At 58.6% G+C, this 19,938-nt stretch carries 19 protein-coding genes; 3 read left to right on the forward strand and 16 right to left on the reverse strand.

Annotated features, from left to right (window positions below; all coding sequences use genetic code 11):
• Positions 1–61: 61 nt before the first annotated feature.
• The 4 genes from GNG27_RS16335 to pdxB form a co-directional block, all read right to left on the reverse strand.
• On the reverse strand, positions 62–721 hold the full coding sequence (locus tag GNG27_RS16335; protein ID WP_059307463.1) for a DedA family protein: 660 nt from the start codon (positions 719–721) through the stop codon (positions 62–64).
• Between the two features lie 27 nt (positions 722–748).
• A complete protein-coding gene (truA, locus tag GNG27_RS16340; RefSeq protein WP_156264295.1) occupies positions 749–1,561 on the reverse strand; it encodes a tRNA pseudouridine(38-40) synthase TruA in 813 nt (270 codons plus the stop codon).
• Positions 1,561–2,574: an aspartate-semialdehyde dehydrogenase gene (locus GNG27_RS16345; protein WP_156264296.1), complete on the reverse strand. Its 1,014-nt coding sequence runs from the start codon at positions 2,572–2,574 to the stop codon at positions 1,561–1,563. Before GNG27_RS16345 ends, truA begins: the two co-directional genes overlap by 1 nt.
• Before the next feature lie 67 nt (positions 2,575–2,641).
• Positions 2,642–3,778 carry a 4-phosphoerythronate dehydrogenase PdxB gene (gene pdxB / locus GNG27_RS16350; RefSeq protein ID WP_142486575.1) on the reverse strand — a complete coding sequence of 379 codons (1,137 nt, stop codon included), beginning with the start codon at positions 3,776–3,778 and terminating at the stop codon, positions 2,642–2,644.
• Positions 3,779–3,891: 113 nt separating this feature from the next.
• Between pdxB and flk the strand changes: the two genes are divergently transcribed.
• On the forward strand, positions 3,892–4,896 hold the full coding sequence (gene flk / locus GNG27_RS16355; protein ID WP_142486576.1) for a flagella biosynthesis regulator Flk: 1,005 nt from the start codon (positions 3,892–3,894) through the stop codon (positions 4,894–4,896).
• A gap of 90 nt (positions 4,897–4,986) precedes the next feature.
• Here the strand turns inward: flk and GNG27_RS16360 are convergent, their stop codons facing one another.
• Positions 4,987–6,165, reverse strand: a complete 1,179-nt coding sequence (locus tag GNG27_RS16360; protein ID WP_156264297.1) for an MFS transporter — start codon at positions 6,163–6,165, stop codon at positions 4,987–4,989.
• Between the two features lie 66 nt (positions 6,166–6,231).
• The gene (fabB, locus tag GNG27_RS16365) at positions 6,232–7,449 is read right to left on the reverse strand and encodes a beta-ketoacyl-ACP synthase I (protein ID WP_142486578.1); all 1,218 of its coding nucleotides are present in this window, start codon (positions 7,447–7,449) and stop codon (positions 6,232–6,234) included.
• A gap of 158 nt (positions 7,450–7,607) precedes the next feature.
• Here fabB and mnmC point away from each other — a divergent pair, with 158 nt between their 5' ends.
• Complete coding sequence (mnmC, locus tag GNG27_RS16370; protein WP_197090532.1) at positions 7,608–9,611, forward strand: bifunctional tRNA (5-methylaminomethyl-2-thiouridine)(34)-methyltransferase MnmD/FAD-dependent 5-carboxymethylaminomethyl-2-thiouridine(34) oxidoreductase MnmC; 2,004 nt, start codon at positions 7,608–7,610, stop codon at positions 9,609–9,611.
• A gap of 91 nt (positions 9,612–9,702) precedes the next feature.
• On the opposite strand, the gene GNG27_RS16375 is transcribed toward mnmC, so the two are convergent.
• The 6 genes from GNG27_RS16375 to prmB all read right to left on the reverse strand — a co-directional run bounded on the left by GNG27_RS16375 (position 9,703) and on the right by prmB (position 14,270).
• The gene (locus GNG27_RS16375; protein ID WP_142486580.1) at positions 9,703–9,984 is read right to left on the reverse strand and encodes a YfcL family protein; all 282 of its coding nucleotides are present in this window, start codon (positions 9,982–9,984) and stop codon (positions 9,703–9,705) included.
• A gap of 13 nt (positions 9,985–9,997) precedes the next feature.
• The gene (locus tag GNG27_RS16380) at positions 9,998–10,543 is read right to left on the reverse strand and encodes an elongation factor P hydroxylase (protein WP_142486581.1); all 546 of its coding nucleotides are present in this window, start codon (positions 10,541–10,543) and stop codon (positions 9,998–10,000) included.
• Positions 10,543–11,352, reverse strand: a complete 810-nt coding sequence (locus tag GNG27_RS16385) for a sulfite exporter TauE/SafE family protein (protein ID WP_156264299.1) — start codon at positions 11,350–11,352, stop codon at positions 10,543–10,545. The genes GNG27_RS16380 and GNG27_RS16385 overlap by 1 nt, the downstream gene beginning before the upstream one ends.
• Positions 11,352–12,173, reverse strand: a complete 822-nt coding sequence (gene mepA, locus GNG27_RS16390; protein WP_142486583.1) for a penicillin-insensitive murein endopeptidase — start codon at positions 12,171–12,173, stop codon at positions 11,352–11,354. Before mepA ends, GNG27_RS16385 begins: the two co-directional genes overlap by 1 nt.
• A gap of 2 nt (positions 12,174–12,175) precedes the next feature.
• Positions 12,176–13,261, reverse strand: coding sequence for a chorismate synthase (aroC, locus tag GNG27_RS16395; RefSeq protein ID WP_142486584.1), 1,086 nt, complete (start codon positions 13,259–13,261; stop codon positions 12,176–12,178).
• A 76-nt stretch (positions 13,262–13,337) separates the two neighbouring features.
• Positions 13,338–14,270: a 50S ribosomal protein L3 N(5)-glutamine methyltransferase gene (gene prmB, locus GNG27_RS16400; RefSeq protein WP_142486585.1), complete on the reverse strand. Its 933-nt coding sequence runs from the start codon at positions 14,268–14,270 to the stop codon at positions 13,338–13,340.
• A 157-nt stretch (positions 14,271–14,427) separates the two neighbouring features.
• Here prmB and smrB point away from each other — a divergent pair, with 157 nt between their 5' ends.
• A complete protein-coding gene (gene smrB / locus GNG27_RS16405) occupies positions 14,428–14,979 on the forward strand; it encodes an endonuclease SmrB (protein ID WP_032612873.1) in 552 nt (183 codons plus the stop codon).
• A 45-nt stretch (positions 14,980–15,024) separates the two neighbouring features.
• Here the strand turns inward: smrB and sixA are convergent, their stop codons facing one another.
• The 4 genes from sixA to GNG27_RS16425 form a co-directional block, all read right to left on the reverse strand.
• Positions 15,025–15,510 carry a phosphohistidine phosphatase SixA gene (gene sixA / locus GNG27_RS16410; RefSeq protein ID WP_142486586.1) on the reverse strand — a complete coding sequence of 162 codons (486 nt, stop codon included), beginning with the start codon at positions 15,508–15,510 and terminating at the stop codon, positions 15,025–15,027.
• A 210-nt stretch (positions 15,511–15,720) separates the two neighbouring features.
• Entirely contained in the window at positions 15,721–17,868 is a 2,148-nt protein-coding gene (gene fadJ, locus GNG27_RS16415; protein WP_156264300.1) for a fatty acid oxidation complex subunit alpha FadJ, read from the reverse strand.
• A complete protein-coding gene (gene fadI / locus GNG27_RS16420; protein ID WP_156264301.1) occupies positions 17,868–19,178 on the reverse strand; it encodes an acetyl-CoA C-acyltransferase FadI in 1,311 nt (436 codons plus the stop codon). The genes fadJ and fadI overlap by 1 nt, the downstream gene beginning before the upstream one ends.
• A 156-nt stretch (positions 19,179–19,334) precedes the next feature.
• A complete protein-coding gene (locus GNG27_RS16425; RefSeq protein WP_142486589.1) occupies positions 19,335–19,619 on the reverse strand; it encodes a YfcZ/YiiS family protein in 285 nt (94 codons plus the stop codon).
• Positions 19,620–19,938 lie beyond the last annotated feature (319 nt).

Below are 19,938 nucleotides of genomic sequence, written 5' to 3' on the forward strand. Positions count from 1 at the left end.
ACATTAAAACATAACAGCCCGAAACTTTGGATAAAAAAGTGGTCGAACCGCAGTCGTGCTTTTATTTTGCTTGTTTTGCCGCCGCGCGCCGGTGACGAATAATTTCGATCACGCCCGGCAGGATGGAGACCACAATAATCCCTACGATCAGTAGCTTGAGGTTTTCCTGAATCATAGGAATGGTACCGAAGAAATATCCCGCGTAGGTAAAGCTGAGCACCCATAACAGCGCGCCCGTCACGTTATAGAGTGCGAAATGACGGTACGACATGTGTCCCATTCCCGCAACAAAGGGGGCAAAGGTTCTGACGATCGGCACGAAACGCGCGAGGATAATGGTTTTACCGCCGTGTTTCTCATAAAACGCATGGGTTTTATCGAGATAGCTGCGACGGAAAATCTTCGAGTCCGGATTACTGAATAACCGCTCGCCAAACAGCCGCCCTATAGTGTAGTTCACCGCATCGCCAAGGATCGCGGCGATGAGCATCAGAACCACCATCAGGTGAACGTTGATGTCGTTGGTTTCCAGGGAGGCCAGCGCCCCCGCCACGAACAGCAGCGAATCGCCCGGTAAGAACGGGGTCACCACCAGTCCGGTTTCACAAAACAGGATCAGGAACAGAATGGCATACACCCAGACGCCATAATCAGCGACCAGCTCTGCCAGGTGAACATCAATATGCAGAATGAAATCAATCAGAAAGCGAATAAAATCCATATTGTCTAAACCTTTATTGCACGGCTATCAGTCCGCTAAAAACAGCGGGCCCATTGGCGGTTTCGGAAGGTCAAAACGATCCGGGTAATCGACCGAGACCAGATACAGCCCTTCCGCTTTCGCCGTTGCTGCTGCCAGGGTTCTGTCCTTTGCTGCCAGCAACTCTGCAATCCAGCTCTCCGGCTGGTGTCCGGCGCCCACTTCCATCAGGCTGCCAACAATATTCCGCACCATATGATGTACAAAGGCATTGGCCTTGATATCCACCACCACATACGCGCCATACCGGCTGACGGTAATGTGGATCACGTTGCGCCACGGGGTGCGCGACTGGCACTGCACCGCACGAAACGAGGTAAAGTCGTTTTCGCCAATCAGCGCCTGCGCTGCGCGATGCATGCGCCCGGCATCCAGCGGCTCGTAGAAATGCGTTACGCCCTGGCCTAACACCGCCGGCCGCAGACGCTGGTTATAGATGATGTAACGGTACCGGCGCGCGGTGGCACTGAAGCGGGCGTGAAAATCGTCCGGCACAGTTTTGACCCAACGCACTGCGATGTCACCAGGCAAATTCGCATTTACTCCCAGCGTCCAGGCCGCGTCTTTACGCACCGCGGTGGTTTCAAAATGAACCACCTGCCCCGTACCATGGACTCCGGCGTCGGTACGCCCCGCGCACAGGACATTTATGGGCTCATTCGCCACCTGAGAGAGCGCCTTCTCCAGTTTCTCCTGGACGCTGCGCACTTCGTTCTGACGCTGCCAGCCATAATATTTACTGCCATCGTACTCAATCCCGAGAGCAATTTTATGGACCGGCTTTTGTTCCACTTCTGACATCAGTACAGATACTCCTGCACCAGTTTCTCGGCAATTTTCACCGCCATCAGCGCACCGCCGAAACGAACGTTATCGGCCACCGACCAGAACTGGATCTGCTCCGGCATGCCGTAATCGTTGCGAACGCAGCCGATGGAGAGGCGGGCGTTGCCCGTTGCGTCGCCCACCTGGGTCGGAAACTCGCTCTCTTCGGACAGTTCGATGTCCTCACCGCGGGCAAAGGCGTCGCGCGCCTCTTCCGCCGCCAGCGGGCGCATCGCTTCGAAGCTCACCATCTGGGCATGGCCGTAAAACACCGGCGACTGCACGCAGTTGGCGGAGATCATCAGCCCTTCATCCTGTAGGATCTTGCGTACCTGATCGACGATACGGCGCTCTTCACGAACGCTGCCTTCGCGATCCGGCAATAGTGGCAGCATGTTGAAGGCCAGCTGACGACCAAAGAAGTCCTCTTCGTCTACCGGAATACCGTTCAGCAACTTCGCGCTCTGCCCGGCCAGCGCATCCACCGCTTTTTTACCGTGAGCGGAGGCCGACAGCAGGCTGGTGACGGTGATACGGGATAAGCCGCCATCATCGATCAGCGGTTTCAGGGCGGTCAGCAGCTGGCTGGTCAGGCTGTCCGGGACGGCGATAACGTTACGGTTGCGGTAGTCGGCCAGCACGAACGGGTTGACGTCCGGCACCACCAGCGGCACGTCCGGCTCAAGAGCGAACAGGCCGCTGGAATCAATCACCAGACAGCCCGCATTGGTGGCGTCTTCAATATAGGTTGCGGAAGCTTCAGCACCGGCGACGAAAAAGGCCAGCTGTGCCTGGGTCCAGTCAAATTCAGCCGCATCCTGAACGCGTACCGATTTGCCCTCATAACGCAGATGCTCACCTGCGCTCTCATTACGCGCCAGGGCAAAGATCTCCCCCACCGGGAACTGACGCTCGGCAAGGGTTTCGAGCAGGGCTTCGCCCACGGCGCCCGTTGCGCCCAGTATGGCAATGTTCCAGCCTTCAGACATGGTGGTTTACTCCAGAAATAAAAAAGCGTCCCCGGCGGGTTATCCGCCAGGGAGCATTAAGAAGACATTAACGAACCGGATGATGAGTGGCGTTGAAACCCAGCTTATGCAGCAGTGATGCCGCCGCAGCGTCATCACACATCACATACAGGGAAGACCATTCGCGGCGCTCCACATAGTGCTTGCGCAGCTTGTCGAACTCACCCGGCATACCCGCTACTTTTCGCAGCAGCGCGTCATCGCGGCGCACATCATACACTAAATGCACCAGCCTTTTCAGCGTTGCCTGATCCAACGGGCCATGCAGGGTAATGCGGCCAAATTCCGGCGTCGGCAGCAGGGTATCCAGCGCCACCTGCTGCGATTTGCCAATAAAGGCGCTGTAAGCCTCAAACACCTGGGTGGTGCCGCGCGCTTTGCCTTCCAGGGTGTAGCCGGCGATGTGTGCGGTGCCAATATCCACTTTATTCAGCAGGGCCACGTTGAGATCCGGCTCCGGCTCCCAGACGTCCAGCACCACGCTGAGATCCTGACCAGCGTCCAGACGCTTCAGCAGCGCGGCGTTGTCCACCACCGGGCCGCGACAGGCGTTAATCAGGATAGTGCCCGGCTTCAGGCGGCTCATCAGCGCCTCATCGGCCAGATGCAGGGATTTATACGGCCCGTCTTTAAACAGCGGAGTATGGAAGGTGAGGACGTCACATTCCGCCACCAGCTCGTCCAGGCTGCGGAAATCGCCCTCATCGCCACGATCGGCACGCGGGGGATCGCACAGCAGCGTGCGGATACCTAACGCCTCGAGGCGCTTTTGCAGGCGACTGCCGACGTTACCCACTCCGACAATACCGACAGTGCGATCGGCCAGGCTAAACCCGTCACGCTCGGCCAGCATCAGCAGGGAAGAGAAAACATACTCCACGACGGCGATGGCGTTACAGCCCGGCGCGGCGGAAAAACCGATCCCCGCCTGCTTCAGCCACGCGTCATCCACATGATCGGTTCCCGCGGTTGCCGTACCGACAAACTTCACCGCTTTACCAGACAACAGCGCCTCATTCACTTTGGTCACTGAGCGCACCATCAGCGCGTCGGCATCATCCAGCTCAGCGAGCGGGATCGGGCGTCCGGGAACGGCCTTAACCTCACCCAGGCGGCTGAACAGCTCGCGGGCGTAAGGCATATTTTCATCAACGAGGATTTTCACGTCTGAGTACCTGTTTGAGAGGAAGTTAACCGGTCAAGTGTGCCATAATCTGGCCGCCAGGCATATACGTAACCTGGTTTACGCAGAGTAACGACCTTAAGGATTTTTTGACGATGCAGCCCATTTCAGGTACGCCGCCGCAACCTCCGGGTGACGGCCCGCGTCCGTCTCATGTCGCAGGCGAACAGCCCCTCTCCACACAGCAGCGCACCGTACTGGAACGCCTGATCACCCGGCTGATTGCCCTGACGTCGCAGCAGAATGCGGAAGTGTGGGCTGGGGTCAAACACGATCTGGGCCTGAAGGGCGATGCGCCCATGCTGTCGCGTCACTTCCCTGCTGCAGAGCAAAACCTGAACCAGCGCCTGAATACCGCGCAGCAAAACCACACCACCCGGCAAATGGTTTCGCAGCTGACGGAGCTGTTAAGCCAGGGGAATAACCGTCAGGCGACCAGCGATTTTATTCGTCAGCAGTACGGTCAGACGGCACTTAGCCAGCTGACGCCCGAGCAGCTTAAGACGGTGCTGACGCTGCTGCAAAATAACCAGCTCGCCATTCCGCAGCCGCAACAGCGTCCGGCCACTGAGCGCCCGCTGCTGCCTGCTGAACACAATACGCTCAAGCAGATGGTGACCAAGCTGGCCGCCGCCACGGGTGAGCCGACCAAACTGATCTGGCAGTCGATGCTGGAGTTGTCCGGTGTAAAAGCGGGAGAGTTGATCCCGGCCAGACAGTTTACCCATCTTGCCACCTGGCTGCAGGCACGCCAGACCCTGAGCAGCCAGAGCGCGCCAACGCTGCACACCCTGCAGGCAGCGCTGAAACAGCCGCTGGAGCCGCAGGAGTGGGACAGCATTCAGGATTATGCCCACCAGAACTGGCAGGCGACGCCGCAGACGGTGCTGACCACCGCGCAGGTTCAGGATCTGCTTAATGCGATCTTTACCCGCCGCACCGAGCGTGAAGCTGGCGTAATTGAAGTGCGCAATATCCAGCCGATCTACAGCCCGCTGTTTGCCCCGGTGGTGGAAACCTTCAGAACACTCTCTGCCCGTCCGGGACTGATGTTAATTGCGTTAATCATTGCGCTGGCGATTTTCTGGCTGGTCGTCTGATATTTTGCCCGGTGGCGCTACGCTTACCGGGCCTACAAAAACACAACCTGTAGGCCGGGTAAGGCGTAGCCGCCACCCGGCAACAAACCGCTAAGATTTACGAAACGCCACCAGCGTCACCACTATTCCCACCACCGCAGAAACCGCCCCTGCCAGGAAGACCGATGGATAACCAAATGACGTCGCTAACAGGCCTGCCAGCGGCGCGGTGACCCCGTATGAGATATCCTGAAACGCGGCATAACCGCCCAGCGCCGTGCCGCGTACCTGCGGGGCAACGCGTTTAACGACCTCGACACCGAGTGCCGGGAAGATCAGCGAACAGCCGCAGCCGGTCAGGGCTGCGCCCAGCAGCGCCACCGGCGCGTTTGGGGCCTGCCAGAGCAGCACAAGGCCAAGGGTTTCAATCACCAGCGAGGCCACCGCCACCTTTACGCCACCATAACGATCCGGCATCCAGCCGAACAGCACCCGCATCAGAACAAACGCGCCGCCAAAGGCGGTAAGCGTAAACCCTGCCATCGCCCAGCCGCGGCTCATAAAGTAGAGCGAGACGAAGGTACCAATCACCGCAAAGCCGACACCCTGCAGGGCAAGGCCCAGACCCGGTTGCCAGATTTGCCCCACAACGCTCCACAGGGAAGGTCGTTCGCCTTTATGGGCCGGAACTTTACGCACCGTGCCGTTAAACGCCCATGCCAGCAGCGGCAGAGCCATGGTGGTGGCGGCCAGTGCCGCAAAGCCAAACTGGCTGTTAATCAACAGACCCAGCGGTGCGCCAGCGGCCAGCGCCCCATAGATGGCCATCCCGTTCCAGGACATCACTTTGCCGGAACGTGCGGGCCCTACCAGCCCCATCCCCCAGGTCAGAGTGCCGGTCAGCAGCTGACTTTCACCAAAACCAAGAATTAAGCGTCCCACCACCAGCAGCGCGAATTTCCAGGCAGCATCCACCGGCAGCAGCGCGGCCAGTAGCCATGCGCCGCCCGCCAGCCCGCAGGCAAACATGCCCTGCAGCGCCGAGCGTTTGGCACCATGCTGATCCGCCAGCCGTCCGGCGTAGCCGCGGGTTAACACCGTAGCTAAGAACTGAATACCCACGGCGATACCCACCATGGTATTGCCATAGCCCAGCTCCTGGTGAACAAACAGCGGGATCACCGGCAGCGGCAGGCCAACGGTCATATAGGTCAGGAATACCGCAAAGGCGATACGAAACAGCGAGACGTTTCCGGAGGAGGCGTTTTTATCTGATGTAACGGCCGTCATGCATAACTCCATGTTCAGGCATAAAAAAAGGGAGCCACAGGCTCCCTCTTACTATACATCAAACGCTTATGCTTTCAGCTTACGCATGACCAGCGTGGCGTTGGTGCCGCCGAAACCGAAGCTGTTGGACATCACGGTATTCAGCTCGCGCTCGGTTGTCGCGGTAACGATGTTCAGGCCAGCAGCCTGCTCGTCCAGCTCTTCCACGTTGATGCTTGGGGCGATGAAGCCGTGTTCCAGCATCAGCAGGGAGTAGATAGCTTCCTGCACGCCAGCCGCACCCAGAGAGTGACCGGTCATGGCTTTGGTCGCGGAGATGGCCGGGCTGTTGTCGCCAAACACTTCGCGGATAGCACCCAGCTCTTTCACGTCGCCTACCGGAGTAGAGGTGCCGTGGGAGTTCAGGTAGTCGATTGGGGTATCCAGGCCGTGCATCGCCATCTTCATGCAGCGCACTGCGCCTTCACCGGATGGAGCAACCATGTCTGCACCGTCGGAGGTTGCGCCGTAGCCCACGATCTCAGCATAGATGTGCGCGCCACGGGCCAGAGCGTGTTCCAGCTCTTCAACCACAACCATACCGCCACCGCCGGCGATAACGAAGCCGTCGCGGCTTGCATCGTAAGTACGGGAGGCTTTTTCTGGCGTTTCGTTATATTTGGTGGACAGTGCGCCCATCGCGTCGAACTCACAGGCCATTTCCCAGCCCAGCTCTTCGCCGCCGCCAGCAAACACGATGTCCTGTTTGCCCAGCTGGATCTGCTCAACCGCGTTACCGATACAGTGTGCGGAGGTGGCACATGCGGAGCTGATGGAGTAGTTTACGCCGTGAATTTTGAACGGGGTGGCGAGGCAGGCGGATACCGCTGAGCCCATCGCTTTGGTCACCACGTATGGACCCACCGCTTTCAGGCCGCGCGGGCTACGCATAGCGTCAGCACCGAAGACCTGCGCTTTTGACGAACCGCCGGAGCCAGCAATCAGACCCACGCGTGGGTTGTTCTGATAAACGTCTTCGCTCAGGCCAGCATCAGCAATGGCTTCCTGCATGGAGAGGTAGGCGTAGATAGAGGCATCGTTCATGAAACGGACCACTTTGCGATCGATCATGCCCGTGGTGTCCAGTTTGACATTACCCCAGACGTGGCTGCGCATGCCAGAATCTTTAAACTCTTCAGAGAAGGTGATCCCGGAGCGTCCTTCACGCAGAGATGCCAGGACTTCCTGCTGGTTATTACCGATGCTGGAAACGATGCCCAAGCCAGTAATCACTGCACGTTTCATTCAATACCTCTGTAAGTCGCACTATTTTAAGTTTCGAGTCGCACAATAGCGTACACTTGTACGCCGAACAAGTCCGATCAGCCAATTTCTGCGGAAATTTGCACCAACAGACGCACATCGTTAAGATCGCGGCACAGCCTGTCAGACGAGTAACTTACGTGAAACAAAACGCCATACAACCTGCCAACCTCGAATTCAACGCTGAGGGTACACCTGTTTCCCGAGATTTTGATGATGTCTACTTCTCTAATGATAACGGACTGGAAGAGACACGTTATGTTTTCCTCGATGGAAATCAGCTGAACGCCCGTTTTCCGGTACATCCCCGCGATCTGTTCGTGGTGGCGGAGAGCGGTTTTGGCACCGGCCTGAACTTTCTTACCCTCTGGCAGGCCTTCGATCGCTTCCGTGCGGCTCACCCTGAGGCTACGCTGCAAAGGTTACATTTCATCAGTTTTGAGAAATTCCCGCTGGCCGCCGCCGACCTGCGTCTGGCGCATCAGCACTGGCCGGAATTAGCGCCCTGGGCAGAGCAGCTCCAGGCCCAGTGGCCGCTGCCCATCGCGGGCTGCCATCGCCTGTTGCTGGACGACGGGCGTGTCACCCTTGATATCTGGCTGGGTGATATCAACGAGCTGACTGACAAGCTGGATGACTCCCTCAATCAGCAGGTCGACGCCTGGTTCCTTGACGGCTTCGCTCCGGCCAAAAACCCGGATATGTGGAGCCCGGAGCTGTTTGCCGCAATGGCCCGCCTGGCCCGCCCCGGGGCTACGCTTGCCACCTTCACCTGCGCCGGATTTGTCCGTCGTGGCCTGCAGGAAGCTGGCTTCACCATGCAAAAAACCAAAGGCTTTGGCCGCAAGCGCGAAATGCTCGTCGGGGTGATGGAGCAGGATCGCCCCTCCCCTGCCCGCACGCCGTGGTTTGCCCGTACGGCCAGCGACGGGCGGGAAACCGCCGTGGTGGGCGGCGGGATCGCCAGCGCCCTGCTGTCGCTGGCGCTGTTGCGCCGCGGCTGGCAGGTGACGCTCTACTGCGCCGACCTGGCTCCGGCGACGGGTGCCTCCGGCAATCGCCAGGGCGCGCTCTATCCCCTGCTGAGCGCGCACGATGCGGCGCTCAGCCAGTTTTTCCCGACGGCATTTACCTTTGCCCGTCGTCTGTACGATACCCTGCCGGTCGCGTTTGATCATGCCTGGTGCGGCGTCACCCAGCTTGGCTGGGACGAGAAGAGTCAGCAGAAAATCAACCAGATGCTTGCCCTGGGCCTGCCCGAACAGATCGCCGTTGCGGTCAACGCCCAACAGGTGGAAGAGAGTATCGGGGTGCCGACCGGCTGCGGCGGGATCCAGTATCCGCTCGGCGGCTGGCTGTGTCCGGCGCAGCTTACCGCGGCGGTGATTGCCGAGGCGCAAACGCTCGGCCTGCAGGTGCAGTACGGTCGCAAGGTGACGTCGCTTGAGCAGGCCGACGCGCGCTGGACGCTGCACTTCGCCGGGGGCGAGCACGTGCAACACGGCAGCGTGGTGCTGGCCAACGGACATGGCATCAGCCAGTTCAGCCAGACCGCACAGCTGCCGGTTTATCCGGTGGGTGGTCAGGTGAGCCATATCCCGGCCGCCCCGCAGCTGAGCCAGCTGCGTCAGGTACTCTGCTACGACGGGTATCTGACGCCGCAAAATCCGACCAACGGCCACCACTGTATCGGTGCGAGCTATCACCGTGGACAGACGGAGCCGCAGTACAGCGACGAGGATCAGCAGCATAACCGCCAGCGGTTGATCGACTGTTTACCCCAGGCGACATGGGCACAAGAGGTAGACGTCAGCACCGGAGAGGCGCGCAACGGTATTCGCTGCGCCACCCGCGATCACCTGCCGATGACCGGGGCGGTGCCGGACTATGACGCCACCCTGGCGGCGTATCAGGATTTAGCCCACAACAAGGACCGGGCAGTGAATGCCCCGGAATTCCGCAATCTGTTTATGCTGGGCGGACTGGGTTCACGCGGGCTCTGTACGGCACCGCTGACGGCGGAAATACTCGCCGCGCAGATGAGCCACGAGCCGATCCCGCTGGATGCGCATACGCTGGCGGCGCTGAATCCGAACCGGTTATGGGTGAGGAAGTTGTTGAAAGGGAAGATGGTGAAAGCGTAGGCCCGGTATGCGTAGCGCCACCGGGCGTCTGGCAGAGGAGCCGTTTTCACGCCGGGCGATGCATGCGCTTGCCCGGCCTACAGGCGCTAACTTATGACGTCAGGCTGGCTTTCTGAAACAAGGTTTCCCACATCCCCAGCACCAGCGACTGGTCGCGCGGAGAGAGCTCGCCCGCCAGAATGGCTTTTTCCAGGCTGCGGGACACTTCAGCGTGCACCGCCTGTGGTGAATGGTCATCACCGGCTTCCAGCTCGGCAACGGCCAGCGTCAGGTGTCCACGCAGATAACCGCTGGCGAACAGCTCATCGTCACTGGCGTGTTCTACCATGTCATCAATTAACGCCAGAATGCGTGATTCAAACTCTGCGATCATCTTCTTTCCTCTATTAAAGATCTTCCGGCCACGGGAAGCATTCCGCCGTGATCTCCGGCGTGTGGTAATAATTCTGTAAAGCCTTGATCAAGCGCGCCGGACGTTCCGGGATGCCGTTCTCAAGATAGTCCATCACCTGCGCGTGAACGCGGCGCTGGAAGACAATACGGTCTGGCTCGAAGTCCCCTTCGAGGTTGTCACAGCTGACGTTGAACGGAAATCCTGCCGCCACGCAGAACAGCCACTCCAGCGCCTGGGGTTTCACTTCCACATCTTCAAACTGCCCCTGGGTCGCTGCGTCTCGCCCGTCCGGGCAGTACCAGTAGCCAAAGTCCACCAGCTCGCGACGCGCTTTTCCGGCAATACACCAGTGCGATATTTCATGCAAACCGCTGGCATAAAATCCGTGTGCGAAAACGATCCGGTTGAACGGAAGCTCAGCATCTGCAGGAAGATAGATCGGTTCGTCGTCGCCTTTAATCAGACGGGTATTAAAATCATCGGCAAAACAGCCGTCGAAAATCGCGATCAGCTGTTCATATTTATGCGTACTGTTCATTAGTTCATCCCCAACCAGTGGAGGATCTCCTGTCCGTGGCTGTCATAAAGAAGTTTGGCGCTCATGACGGCCGAGACAATGACAATCATCGGACGGATGAGCTGTTGCCCTTTGCTTAACACCAGGCGCGATCCTACCCGTGCGCCCAGGAACTGGCCGGCCATCATCACAAAGCCGGTTGCCCAGATCACCTTCCCGCCGATGATAAACAGCAGCAGGCCGCCCAGGTTAGAGGTGGCGTTGAGCACCTTGGCGTGGGCGGTGGATTTGGCGAGGTTAAACCCGGCCAGCGTCACAAAGGCCAGGGCATAGAACGACCCGGCGCCGGGGCCGAAAAAGCCGTCATAGAAGCCGACGCAGCCGCCAGCGATCAGGGCAAACGGCAGTCCGTGCAGGCGGCGCTGACGGTCCTCTTCCCCGAGCCTGGGCATCAGCAAAAAGTAGAGACCAATACAGATCACAAGGATCGGCAAAATCTGGCGCAGTATGTCGGACTGCACGTGCTGAACCAGCAGCGCGCCGGAGGTCGACCCGATAAAGGTCATCAGAATATTGAGCTTCTGATCGGCCAGGCTCACCACCTTGCGGCGGATAAAGTAGATCGACGCCGATAACGAACCACCGCAGGCCTGTAGCTTGTTGGTCGCCAGCGCCTGCGCCGGGCTCATCCCTGCCGCCAGCAGCGCCGGAACGGTCAGGAGCCCGCCGCCGCCGGCCAGAGCATCAATAAAACCGGCCAGCATGGCGATAAAAAACAGCGCCACCAGCAGCAGCGGCGACACCATAAACAACTCAGTAAATTGGTCCATCACAGGGCATGTTCATCCAGTAGCGCCTGGCAGGAAGGCGGCAACGGAGGCGGTGTCTTCTTCTCAGGCTTGGGTCCAGGTTTTGCTGGCTCAAACCAGCTTTGTAATTCCGCGCCGCAGCCATCCCCTGGCGGCGGTAACGGTTGATCTTCACACTCGAGGCTGTTCGCCGGACAGCGCAGACGCACGTGCATATGCGCGCGATGCTGGAACCACGGTCGCACTTTGCGCAGCCAGTCGCGGTCGGTGCCTGCATCCTGGCAGAGCTGCTGCTTGATGGCCGGGTTGACGAAGATGCGCGTGACGTCGTTATCTTCCGCCGCCAGTTTGATCATGCTCGAGACATCCTGTGACCAGAGGGACGGCACGACGTTTTTACCGTCCCGCGCCACCAGATCCAGCGCCTGCGGTTTCATCAGCTGTGCTGAACTCCAGCGCGTTTTCGGCAGTTGGAGGAAGATATCGACATCCAGCCCGGTCTGATGGCTGGCGTGGCCGCCGTTGAAGCGACCGCCTGCTGGCATCCCCATATCGCCAATCAGCATCGTGCCCAGCCCCAGGTTATGCACCTGATTGCCCAGCCGCTGAATAAACAGCACCAGATCCGGATGGCCAAAATAGCGGCGCTGATCGGTACGCATCACCTGGTAGGTGCTGGACTGTTGCGGCAGCGCCTGGGCGCCGACGATGCAGCCATTGGAAAACGCACCAATCGACTGGGCGCTCCCCGCGACCGGATGAGTGATTTTCTGCCACGGCGTTGCCGCCAGCGAGGCCCCGCTGGCAAGCAGCGCCAGCAGAGCAATTGCGGTTTTTTTCATGGTTACCAGCGTGGAAGTGGGGTCGTCACATCCGCATTCTGCGCGCGCTGGCGCAGGAAGTGATCCATCAGCACGATTGCCAGCATCGCTTCTGCGATCGGCACCGCGCGGATCCCGACGCACGGATCGTGACGTCCTTTGGTGATCATCTCGACTTCCTCGCCCGCACGGTTAAGGGTGCGCCCCGGTACGGTAATGCTGGAGGTCGGTTTCAGCGCAATATGGGTGACAATCTGCTGCCCGCTGCTGATCCCGCCGAGCACGCCGCCCGCGTGGTTGCTCTGGAAGCCCTCTTTCGTAATCTCGTCGCGGTTCTGGCTGCCGCGCAGGGCCACAACGTCAAAACCGTCGCCAATCTCTACCCCTTTCACCGCGTTGATGCTCATCATTGCATGGGCGATGTCGGCGTCGAGGCGGTCAAAGACCGGCTCACCCCAGCCCGGCGGTACACCGTCAGCCACGACCGTGACTTTGGCGCCGATGGAGTCGCCCTCTTTCTTCAGGCCGCGCATCAGTTCGTCCAGCGCCTCCAGCTTTGACGCATCCGCGCAAAAGAACGGGTTCTGCTCGACCTGATCCCAGTCTGCGATCGCCAGCGGGATATCGCCCATCTGGGTCAGACAGCCGCGAATAGTGATGCCAAATTTCTGCGCCAGATATTTTTTGGCGATAGCGCCTGCGGCAACGCGCATGGCAGTTTCACGGGCGGAGGAGCGTCCGCCGCCGCGATAGTCGCGAAAACCGTATTTTTGCTCGTAGGTGTAGTCGGCATGGCCCGGACGGAACACGTCCTTGATGGCGCCGTAGTCCTGCGAACGCTGATCGGTATTCTCAATCAGCAGGCCAATGCTGGTGCCGGTGGTGCGTCCTTCAAAGACGCCTGACAGGATTTTGACTTGATCCGGCTCGCGGCGCTGGGTGGTGTAGCGCGATGTCCCTGGACGACGTCTGTCGAGATCATGTTGTAAATCGGCTTCGGTCAGTTCGATGCCTGGCGGTACGCCATCAACGATGCAACCCAGCGCCAGACCATGCGACTCACCAAAGGTGGTCACGCGGAATAATTGTCCAATACTGTTTCCTGCCATCACGGCTCCGTTTTCGTTGTTCTGTGTTTGAGCTTTCTGTGTTTGCGCAATGTGAAACGGGCCGAAGCCCGTTGGATTAATCTTTGTAGATGCTGAAGTGTTCGCGCGCGGCGAGAAGCTGCGCTTTGGTCAGCATGAAGACGCCGTCGCCACCGTTGTCGAACTCGAGCCAGGTGAACGGCACATCCGGATATTGCTCCATCAGATGTACCATGCTGTTACCCACTTCACAAATCAGAATGCCGTTGTCGGTCAGATAATCCGGTGCACAGGCAAGGATGCGGCGGGTCAGCTTCAGGCCGTCGGAGCCGGACGCCAGACCCAGCTCAGGTTCGTGGCGATACTCGTTTGGCAGGTCGGACATATCTTCTGCGTCAACGTATGGCGGGTTGGTGACGATCAGGTCGTACTGCACTTTTGGCAGGTCACGGAACAGATCGGAACGAATCGGCGTCACGTGATGGATCAGGCCGTGCTCTTCAATATTATGTTCCGCTACCGCCAGCGCATCAGGTGAGATGTCCACCGCGTCCACTTCCGCCTCCGGGAAGGAGTAGGCGCAGGCAATGGCGATGCAGCCGCTGCCGGTACACATATCCAGAATGTGCTCCGGCTGATGGTCAATCAGGCCGGCGAAATGGTTGTTGATCAGCTCTCCAATCGGCGAGCGCGGCACCAGCACGCGTTCATCGACAAAGAACTCATGGCCGCAGAACCAGGCTTTATTGGTGAGGTAGGCCACCGGGATACGTTCGTTAACGCGGCGGATCACGCGCTCAACGATGCGGTGTTTCTCGCTGGAGGTCAGGCGCGCAGAGCGCATATCTTCCGGGATATCCAGCGGCAGATAGAGGGACGGCAGAACCAGCTGCACCGCCTCATCCCACGGGTTATCGGTACCGTGACCGTACCAGATATTGGCCGCGCTGAAACGGCTGACCGCCCAACGCAACATGTCCTGAATGGTTTGCAGCTCATTCACCGCTTCATCGACAAAAATTTTATCCACTATATTCTCCAGGGCATGCTCGCTAAATTTTCGGCGGCTAGTGTGCCACGAAGACGGCGATAAATCAGCACTGTCGCTAACGCCTTGCGGGTAAAAAATGCGTTTTGCCGCGCGGCGAGTCAGGTACACTGTGGGAAATAAGAGATGAGACGGACCCATGAAAAAGAAAACATCGCTGAGCGAGGAGGATCAAACGCTGTTTCGTCAGCTGATGACCGGCACGCGTAAAATCAAGCAGGACACCATCGTCCACCCTCCGTTACGCAAAAAAGTGAGTGAAGTTCCGGTAAAACGGCTGATCCAGGAACAGGCAGACGCCAGCCACTATTTTTCCGATGAGTTCCAGCCGCTGCTGAACACCGAGGGCGCGGTAAAGTATGTGCGATCGGACGTCAGCCATTTCGAGCTGAAAAAATTACGTCGTGGGGATTATTCGCCGGAACTGTTTCTCGATCTGCACGGCTTAACGCAGATGCAGGCCAAACAGGAGCTGGGCGCGCTGATTGCGGCCTGCCGCCGGGAACATGTCTTTTGCGCCTGCGTGATGCACGGCCACGGAAAGCATATCCTCAAGCAGCAAACCCCACTATGGCTTGCCCAGCATCCGCACGTGATGGCTTTTCATCAGGCACCCAAAGAGTACGGCGGTGATGCCGCCTTGCTGGTGCTGATTGAAGTGGAAGAGTGGCAACCGCCTGAGCTGCCCTGACAGGCAGGCGGGTGGCTGAGGCTACCCGCCTGGATGTGGTTTACGTCAGATAGCTTTCGCCATCTTCAGATTGCAGGGGCTCATTTGCCAGTTGAACACGCCGACACCTTTTTCATCGAGAGTGACGTTGGCAATGGCGGAAGTGCTGAACATCGGCGGCGTTTCGCCCGGACAGAGTTCAGATACCAGGTAGCCGACTAACGGCAGATGGGAAATCACCAGCGCAGAGGCGACGCCTTCATTGCACAGCACCTGAAGATAGCCACTGACCAGACCCACATCGCCACAGGGGGTCAGCTCGGGCAGAACATCGACACCGGCAGGCAGGTTCATACACTCCCCTACCACTTCCAGTGTCTGCTCAGCACGCAGGAACGGGCTGACGAGGACACGTTCAATATCCACTTTTTGCCCTTTCAGCCAGGTTGCCATTTGACGGGACTCGTCACAGCCGCAAGGCGTAAGAGGACGAACAGAGTCACTGGCAGCATCGAGTGCCGCGTCACCGTGACGCATGATAAAAACTTGCATATTGCACCGCTTTTGTTGACCAGGATCACCGGCGTTAACACCCCGCGTGAACACATCACGAGGTAGAAAACCCGATGGCCGGGCATTGTGCCTGATCCATCCGTTGAATGAAACGCTGTTTTTTACCTCAACGGCGTAAGTATAGTCAATGTCAGTTTACAAATTAGACAGGACCAGACCCTTCAACGGCGGATTTACTCTTATTTGACCTTAATTTACCGGGTCAGTTTCCTTTGCTGGCCAAAATCGCAGCCCCTGATCCGCCATTTGCAACAATGTGTCACACGGTGTAAACCGCGGCCCATATTGCACAGCCAGTCGTTGTAAAATCGCAACAACTTCACCCGCGCCAATGCTATCCATATAGCGGAACGGGCCACCCAGGAAAGGTGGAAAACCAATGCCAAACACCGCGCCAATGTCGCCGTCGCGAGCGTTTCTGATTACCCGCTCATCAAAGCAGCGCGCCGCCTCGTTGAGCATCATCATGACGCAACGTTCTGCACACTGCTGTGCAGAGAGTTTGCCCTCGCCGGTGGGCTTAATAAGCCCATAAACCGCCGGGTCTACCTGCTTCTTGCTTTTACGCCCTTTTGGATCGTAAAGATAGAAACCGCGTCCATTTTTTCTGCCTTTGCGATCGTCATTCAAAATTGCAGAAACAATGTTTGCAGGGGCGCTAAATCGTTCCCCGTAAGCCCTTTCCAGCACAGGTATAATTTTAGTGCCGGTATCTATTCCCACCTCATCCAAAAGTTGGATTGGGCCGACCGGGAAACCAAACTTCACCAGCGCATTATCAATGTGATCCACCTTCTCCCCTTCGGTTAGCAGGCGCATGGCTTCATTGATATAGGGTGCCAGGATGCGGTTGACGTAGAACCCGGCTTTATCGGCCACCACCACCGGCGTTTTGCCCTGCATTTTTGCCAGCTTAACAATGGTGGCAACGGTCTGCGGGCTGGTGCCAGCGTGCGGAATGACCTCCACCAGCGGCATTTTTTCAACCGGGCTAAAGAAATGCAGCCCGATCACCTGTTCAGGACGCGCAGCCTGCGCTGCAATATCGCCAATCGGCAGCGACGAGGTGTTAGAAGCAAAGATGGTGTGCGGCGCGCAGTGCGCTTCAACCTCAGCCACCATCTGCTGTTTCAGCGCCAGATCCTCAAATACCGCCTCAATCACCACATCGCGATGGCGAAAGCCACTGTAATCGGTGGTGCCGGAGATCAGCGCCAGCTCGCGATCGCGCTCACTGGCTTTGATATGGCGGCGTTTGACCTTCTTATCAAGCAGCTGCCAGCTGTACTGCAGGGCATGGTTGATCCCCTTCGGGTTGATGTCCTTGATCCGCACCGGTAATTTGCCCTTGCTGGCGCTTACGAAGGCGATACCGCCCCCCATCAGCCCGCCACCCAGCACGCCGACGGCGTCGAGCGGGGCAGGATCTGCCTCGCTACCCGGGTCTTTTTTGACCTCGGTGCTGGCAAAAAAGAGGCTGCGTAGCGCCTGTGACTGCGGGGTCATCGCCAGCTCGCCAAAGGCTTTGGCTTCTGCGGCATAGCCGCTGCTGCTGCCCTGCGTCAGACCGGTATGGATAACTTCGAGAATACGTTTTGCCGCCGGGTAATTCCCCTGCGTTTTTTGTTCGGTTTTGTTCGCTACCATCTTAAATAGCAGCGTGCGGCCCAGCGGGCCTGCCAGCACGCGCTCGCGCACCGGTAATTGACGACCGGCCGGTTTGTCTTTCAGAGCCAGCGCTACTGCGGCCTCCAGCAGGATGGCATGCGGGACCACCTCGTCCACCAGCCCCACCTTCAGGGCCTGACGCGGACGCAGCTGCTTGCCGGTGAGGATCATCTCCAGCGCCGTGCTGACGCCCACCAGCCGCGGCAGACGCTGGGTGCCACCTGAGCCGGGCAGTAAGCCGAGCTGCACTTCCGGCAGACCCAGCACCGTTTTGCCGTCGTCGGTACAAATTCGTCCGTGACAGGCCAGAGCCAGCTCCAGACCCCCACCGAGGCAGGCGCCGTGGATCGCCGCAATCACCGGGATCGGCAGAGCATGAATTTCGGCCATGATCTGCTGCCCCTGACGGGCAAGATCTTCCGCCTCTTGCGCGCTGTTGGCGCGGGCAATCATGTTGATATCGGCCCCGGCGATAAAGTTGTCCGGCTTGGCCGAGATAAATACCAGCCCGCGCAGGGTTTTGTTTTCCCGCACCTGCTTCAGGATCGCGCGGACCTGACCGCTAAACTCGGCTTTCAGGGTATTCATCTTTTCGTCTGGCGCATCGATGGTGACCACCGCCACGTTGTCCGGACGCACATTGAGGGTAAACGCCGTTGTCATCTCCATTATTCTGCCTCCAGAACCATTGCGGCGCCCAGGCCACCCGCCGCACAGGCGGTGACCAGGCCAAACCCGCCGCCGCGACGGCGCAACTCGTGCAGCGTCTGGGTGATCATCCTCGCCCCGGTTGCCGCAAAGGGGTGGCCGTAGGCAATGGAGCCCCCCAGCACGTTAAATTTGCTTTCATCCACCTCGCCCGTGGCATGGGCACGCCCTAACACGTCGCGGGCAAAGCGTTCGCTGGCCAGCAGCTGCAGGTTGGCCAGGGTCTGGGCGGCAAAGGCTTCATGCATGTCGATAAGCGTCAGGTCGTTCATAGTGAGCCCGGCACGCTCCAGCGCCAGCGGCGTGGACCAGGCCGGCCCCAGCAGCATGTCCTGCCAGACATCAATGGCGGTAAAGGCATAGCTGCGCAGGTAGCCGAGCGGGGTGAGGCCCAGCTCTTTGGCCCGGGATTCGGTCATCAGGATCACTGCCGCCGCGCCATCGGTTAATGGCGTGCTGTTGGCGGCGGTCACGGTGCCGTGCTTACGGTCGAATGCCGGACGCAGTTTCGCGTAATCCGCCAGCGTCGAAGTGCCCCGGATATTGTTATCTTCGCTTAAGGGCTCACGGTACGGCGGGGTGTAGGCGGTCATCACCTCTTGCGCCAGCTTGCCCTCCGCCCAGGCCTGAGCGGCGCGCTGGTGCGAGCGGTGCGCCAGCGCATCCTGCTGTTCGCGGGTAATGCCGTAGGTCTTCGCCATCTGTTCGGCGGTATCGCCCATCCGCAGGCCGGTGGAGTATTCCGCGACCGCAGGCGGGACAGGAAGGAGATCGCGCAAACGCAGACGCGAGAAGAGGGATAAGCGCTGCCCGGTGGTGCGGGCCTTATTGACGTCCACCAGCACGCGGGCAAGCTTTTTGCTGACGCCGATCGGCAGGACAGACGATGAGTCGGCCCCCCCGGCAATTCCGGCGCGAATGGTGCCCGTTATCAGGCTTTCCGCAACGTTCGCCACCGCCTGAAAGCTGGTGGCGCAGGCGCGGCTGACGCTGTAGGCATCGGTGTGGACATTCATTCCGGTGCCCAGCACGATCTCACGGGCAATATTCGGCGCTTCCGGCATCTGCACCACCTGGCCGAAGACCAGCTGTTCAATCACCTCAGGAGGTATTTCGCTGCGAGCCAGCAACTCCCCCACCACCATTTTTCCCAGATCGACGGCAGGAATGCCATGAAACGCCGTCGCCTGACGGGCAAATGGCGTACGTAATCCACTGACAATGGCAATGCGATCGCCCTGACGGGTGATTAGCGGTAATGCCTGACTCATAACGCTCCCCTGTGAATAACAAATGCGCAAAGTGGTCTGACCTGATAACAGTCTTAACCAAATTTTTACATTAGCCAATCGGGGAGAAGAAAAATTGCGAGCGAAGCCACAGAGCACAAACGAAACGCCCCCATGAATGGGGGCATTGAAGGGAAATTAACGCAGACCGAGCTGGAAAATCAGGGACTCAGCTTCGCAGCTGAACACAAAATCGATGTCCAGGCGCACCCCGCCGTTCACTTCAGTGAAGGTGGAGGTGATGTCGCACGGTTCAGACTCAACGCCGCGGGCTTTGGCAGTCAGTGCGGCCAGCGTCTCTTCGGCTTCGGCACGGCTGGCGAACTCACGGCTGTAAGAGGCGGTGCAATCCGTGTTATCCACGATGGTACCCACATCCATACAGCAGCAAACCGGGGTTTCATCAGCACTGCATTTACTCATAGTAGATTTCCTCTGTAGTCGCGCACGGCGCGAAATAGACACAATGCTGATATTTTACGCCCCGCTCGGGAGCGGCTCCAGTCGTTAATGGCCTAAACGCGGGTAAGTGAGCAATATCACACGTAAAAATGATCTAAAACAAAAATCACCCGTTTGGAGTAAGCGAACTGGTCACAATTTTGCCAACCAGATCCCGTTTCGAAAAACATATCAGTAAATATTAATAAACAGACTTGCAACATTCTATCTGGTCAGACCTATACTCTCGCCACTGGTCTGATTTCTAAGTGTTACGACAGACCCTACACTTCGCGCTCCT

Source organism: Leclercia sp. 119287 (genome assembly GCF_009734485.1).
GTDB classification, from domain to species: Bacteria; Pseudomonadota; Gammaproteobacteria; order Enterobacterales; family Enterobacteriaceae; genus Enterobacter; species Enterobacter adecarboxylatus_C.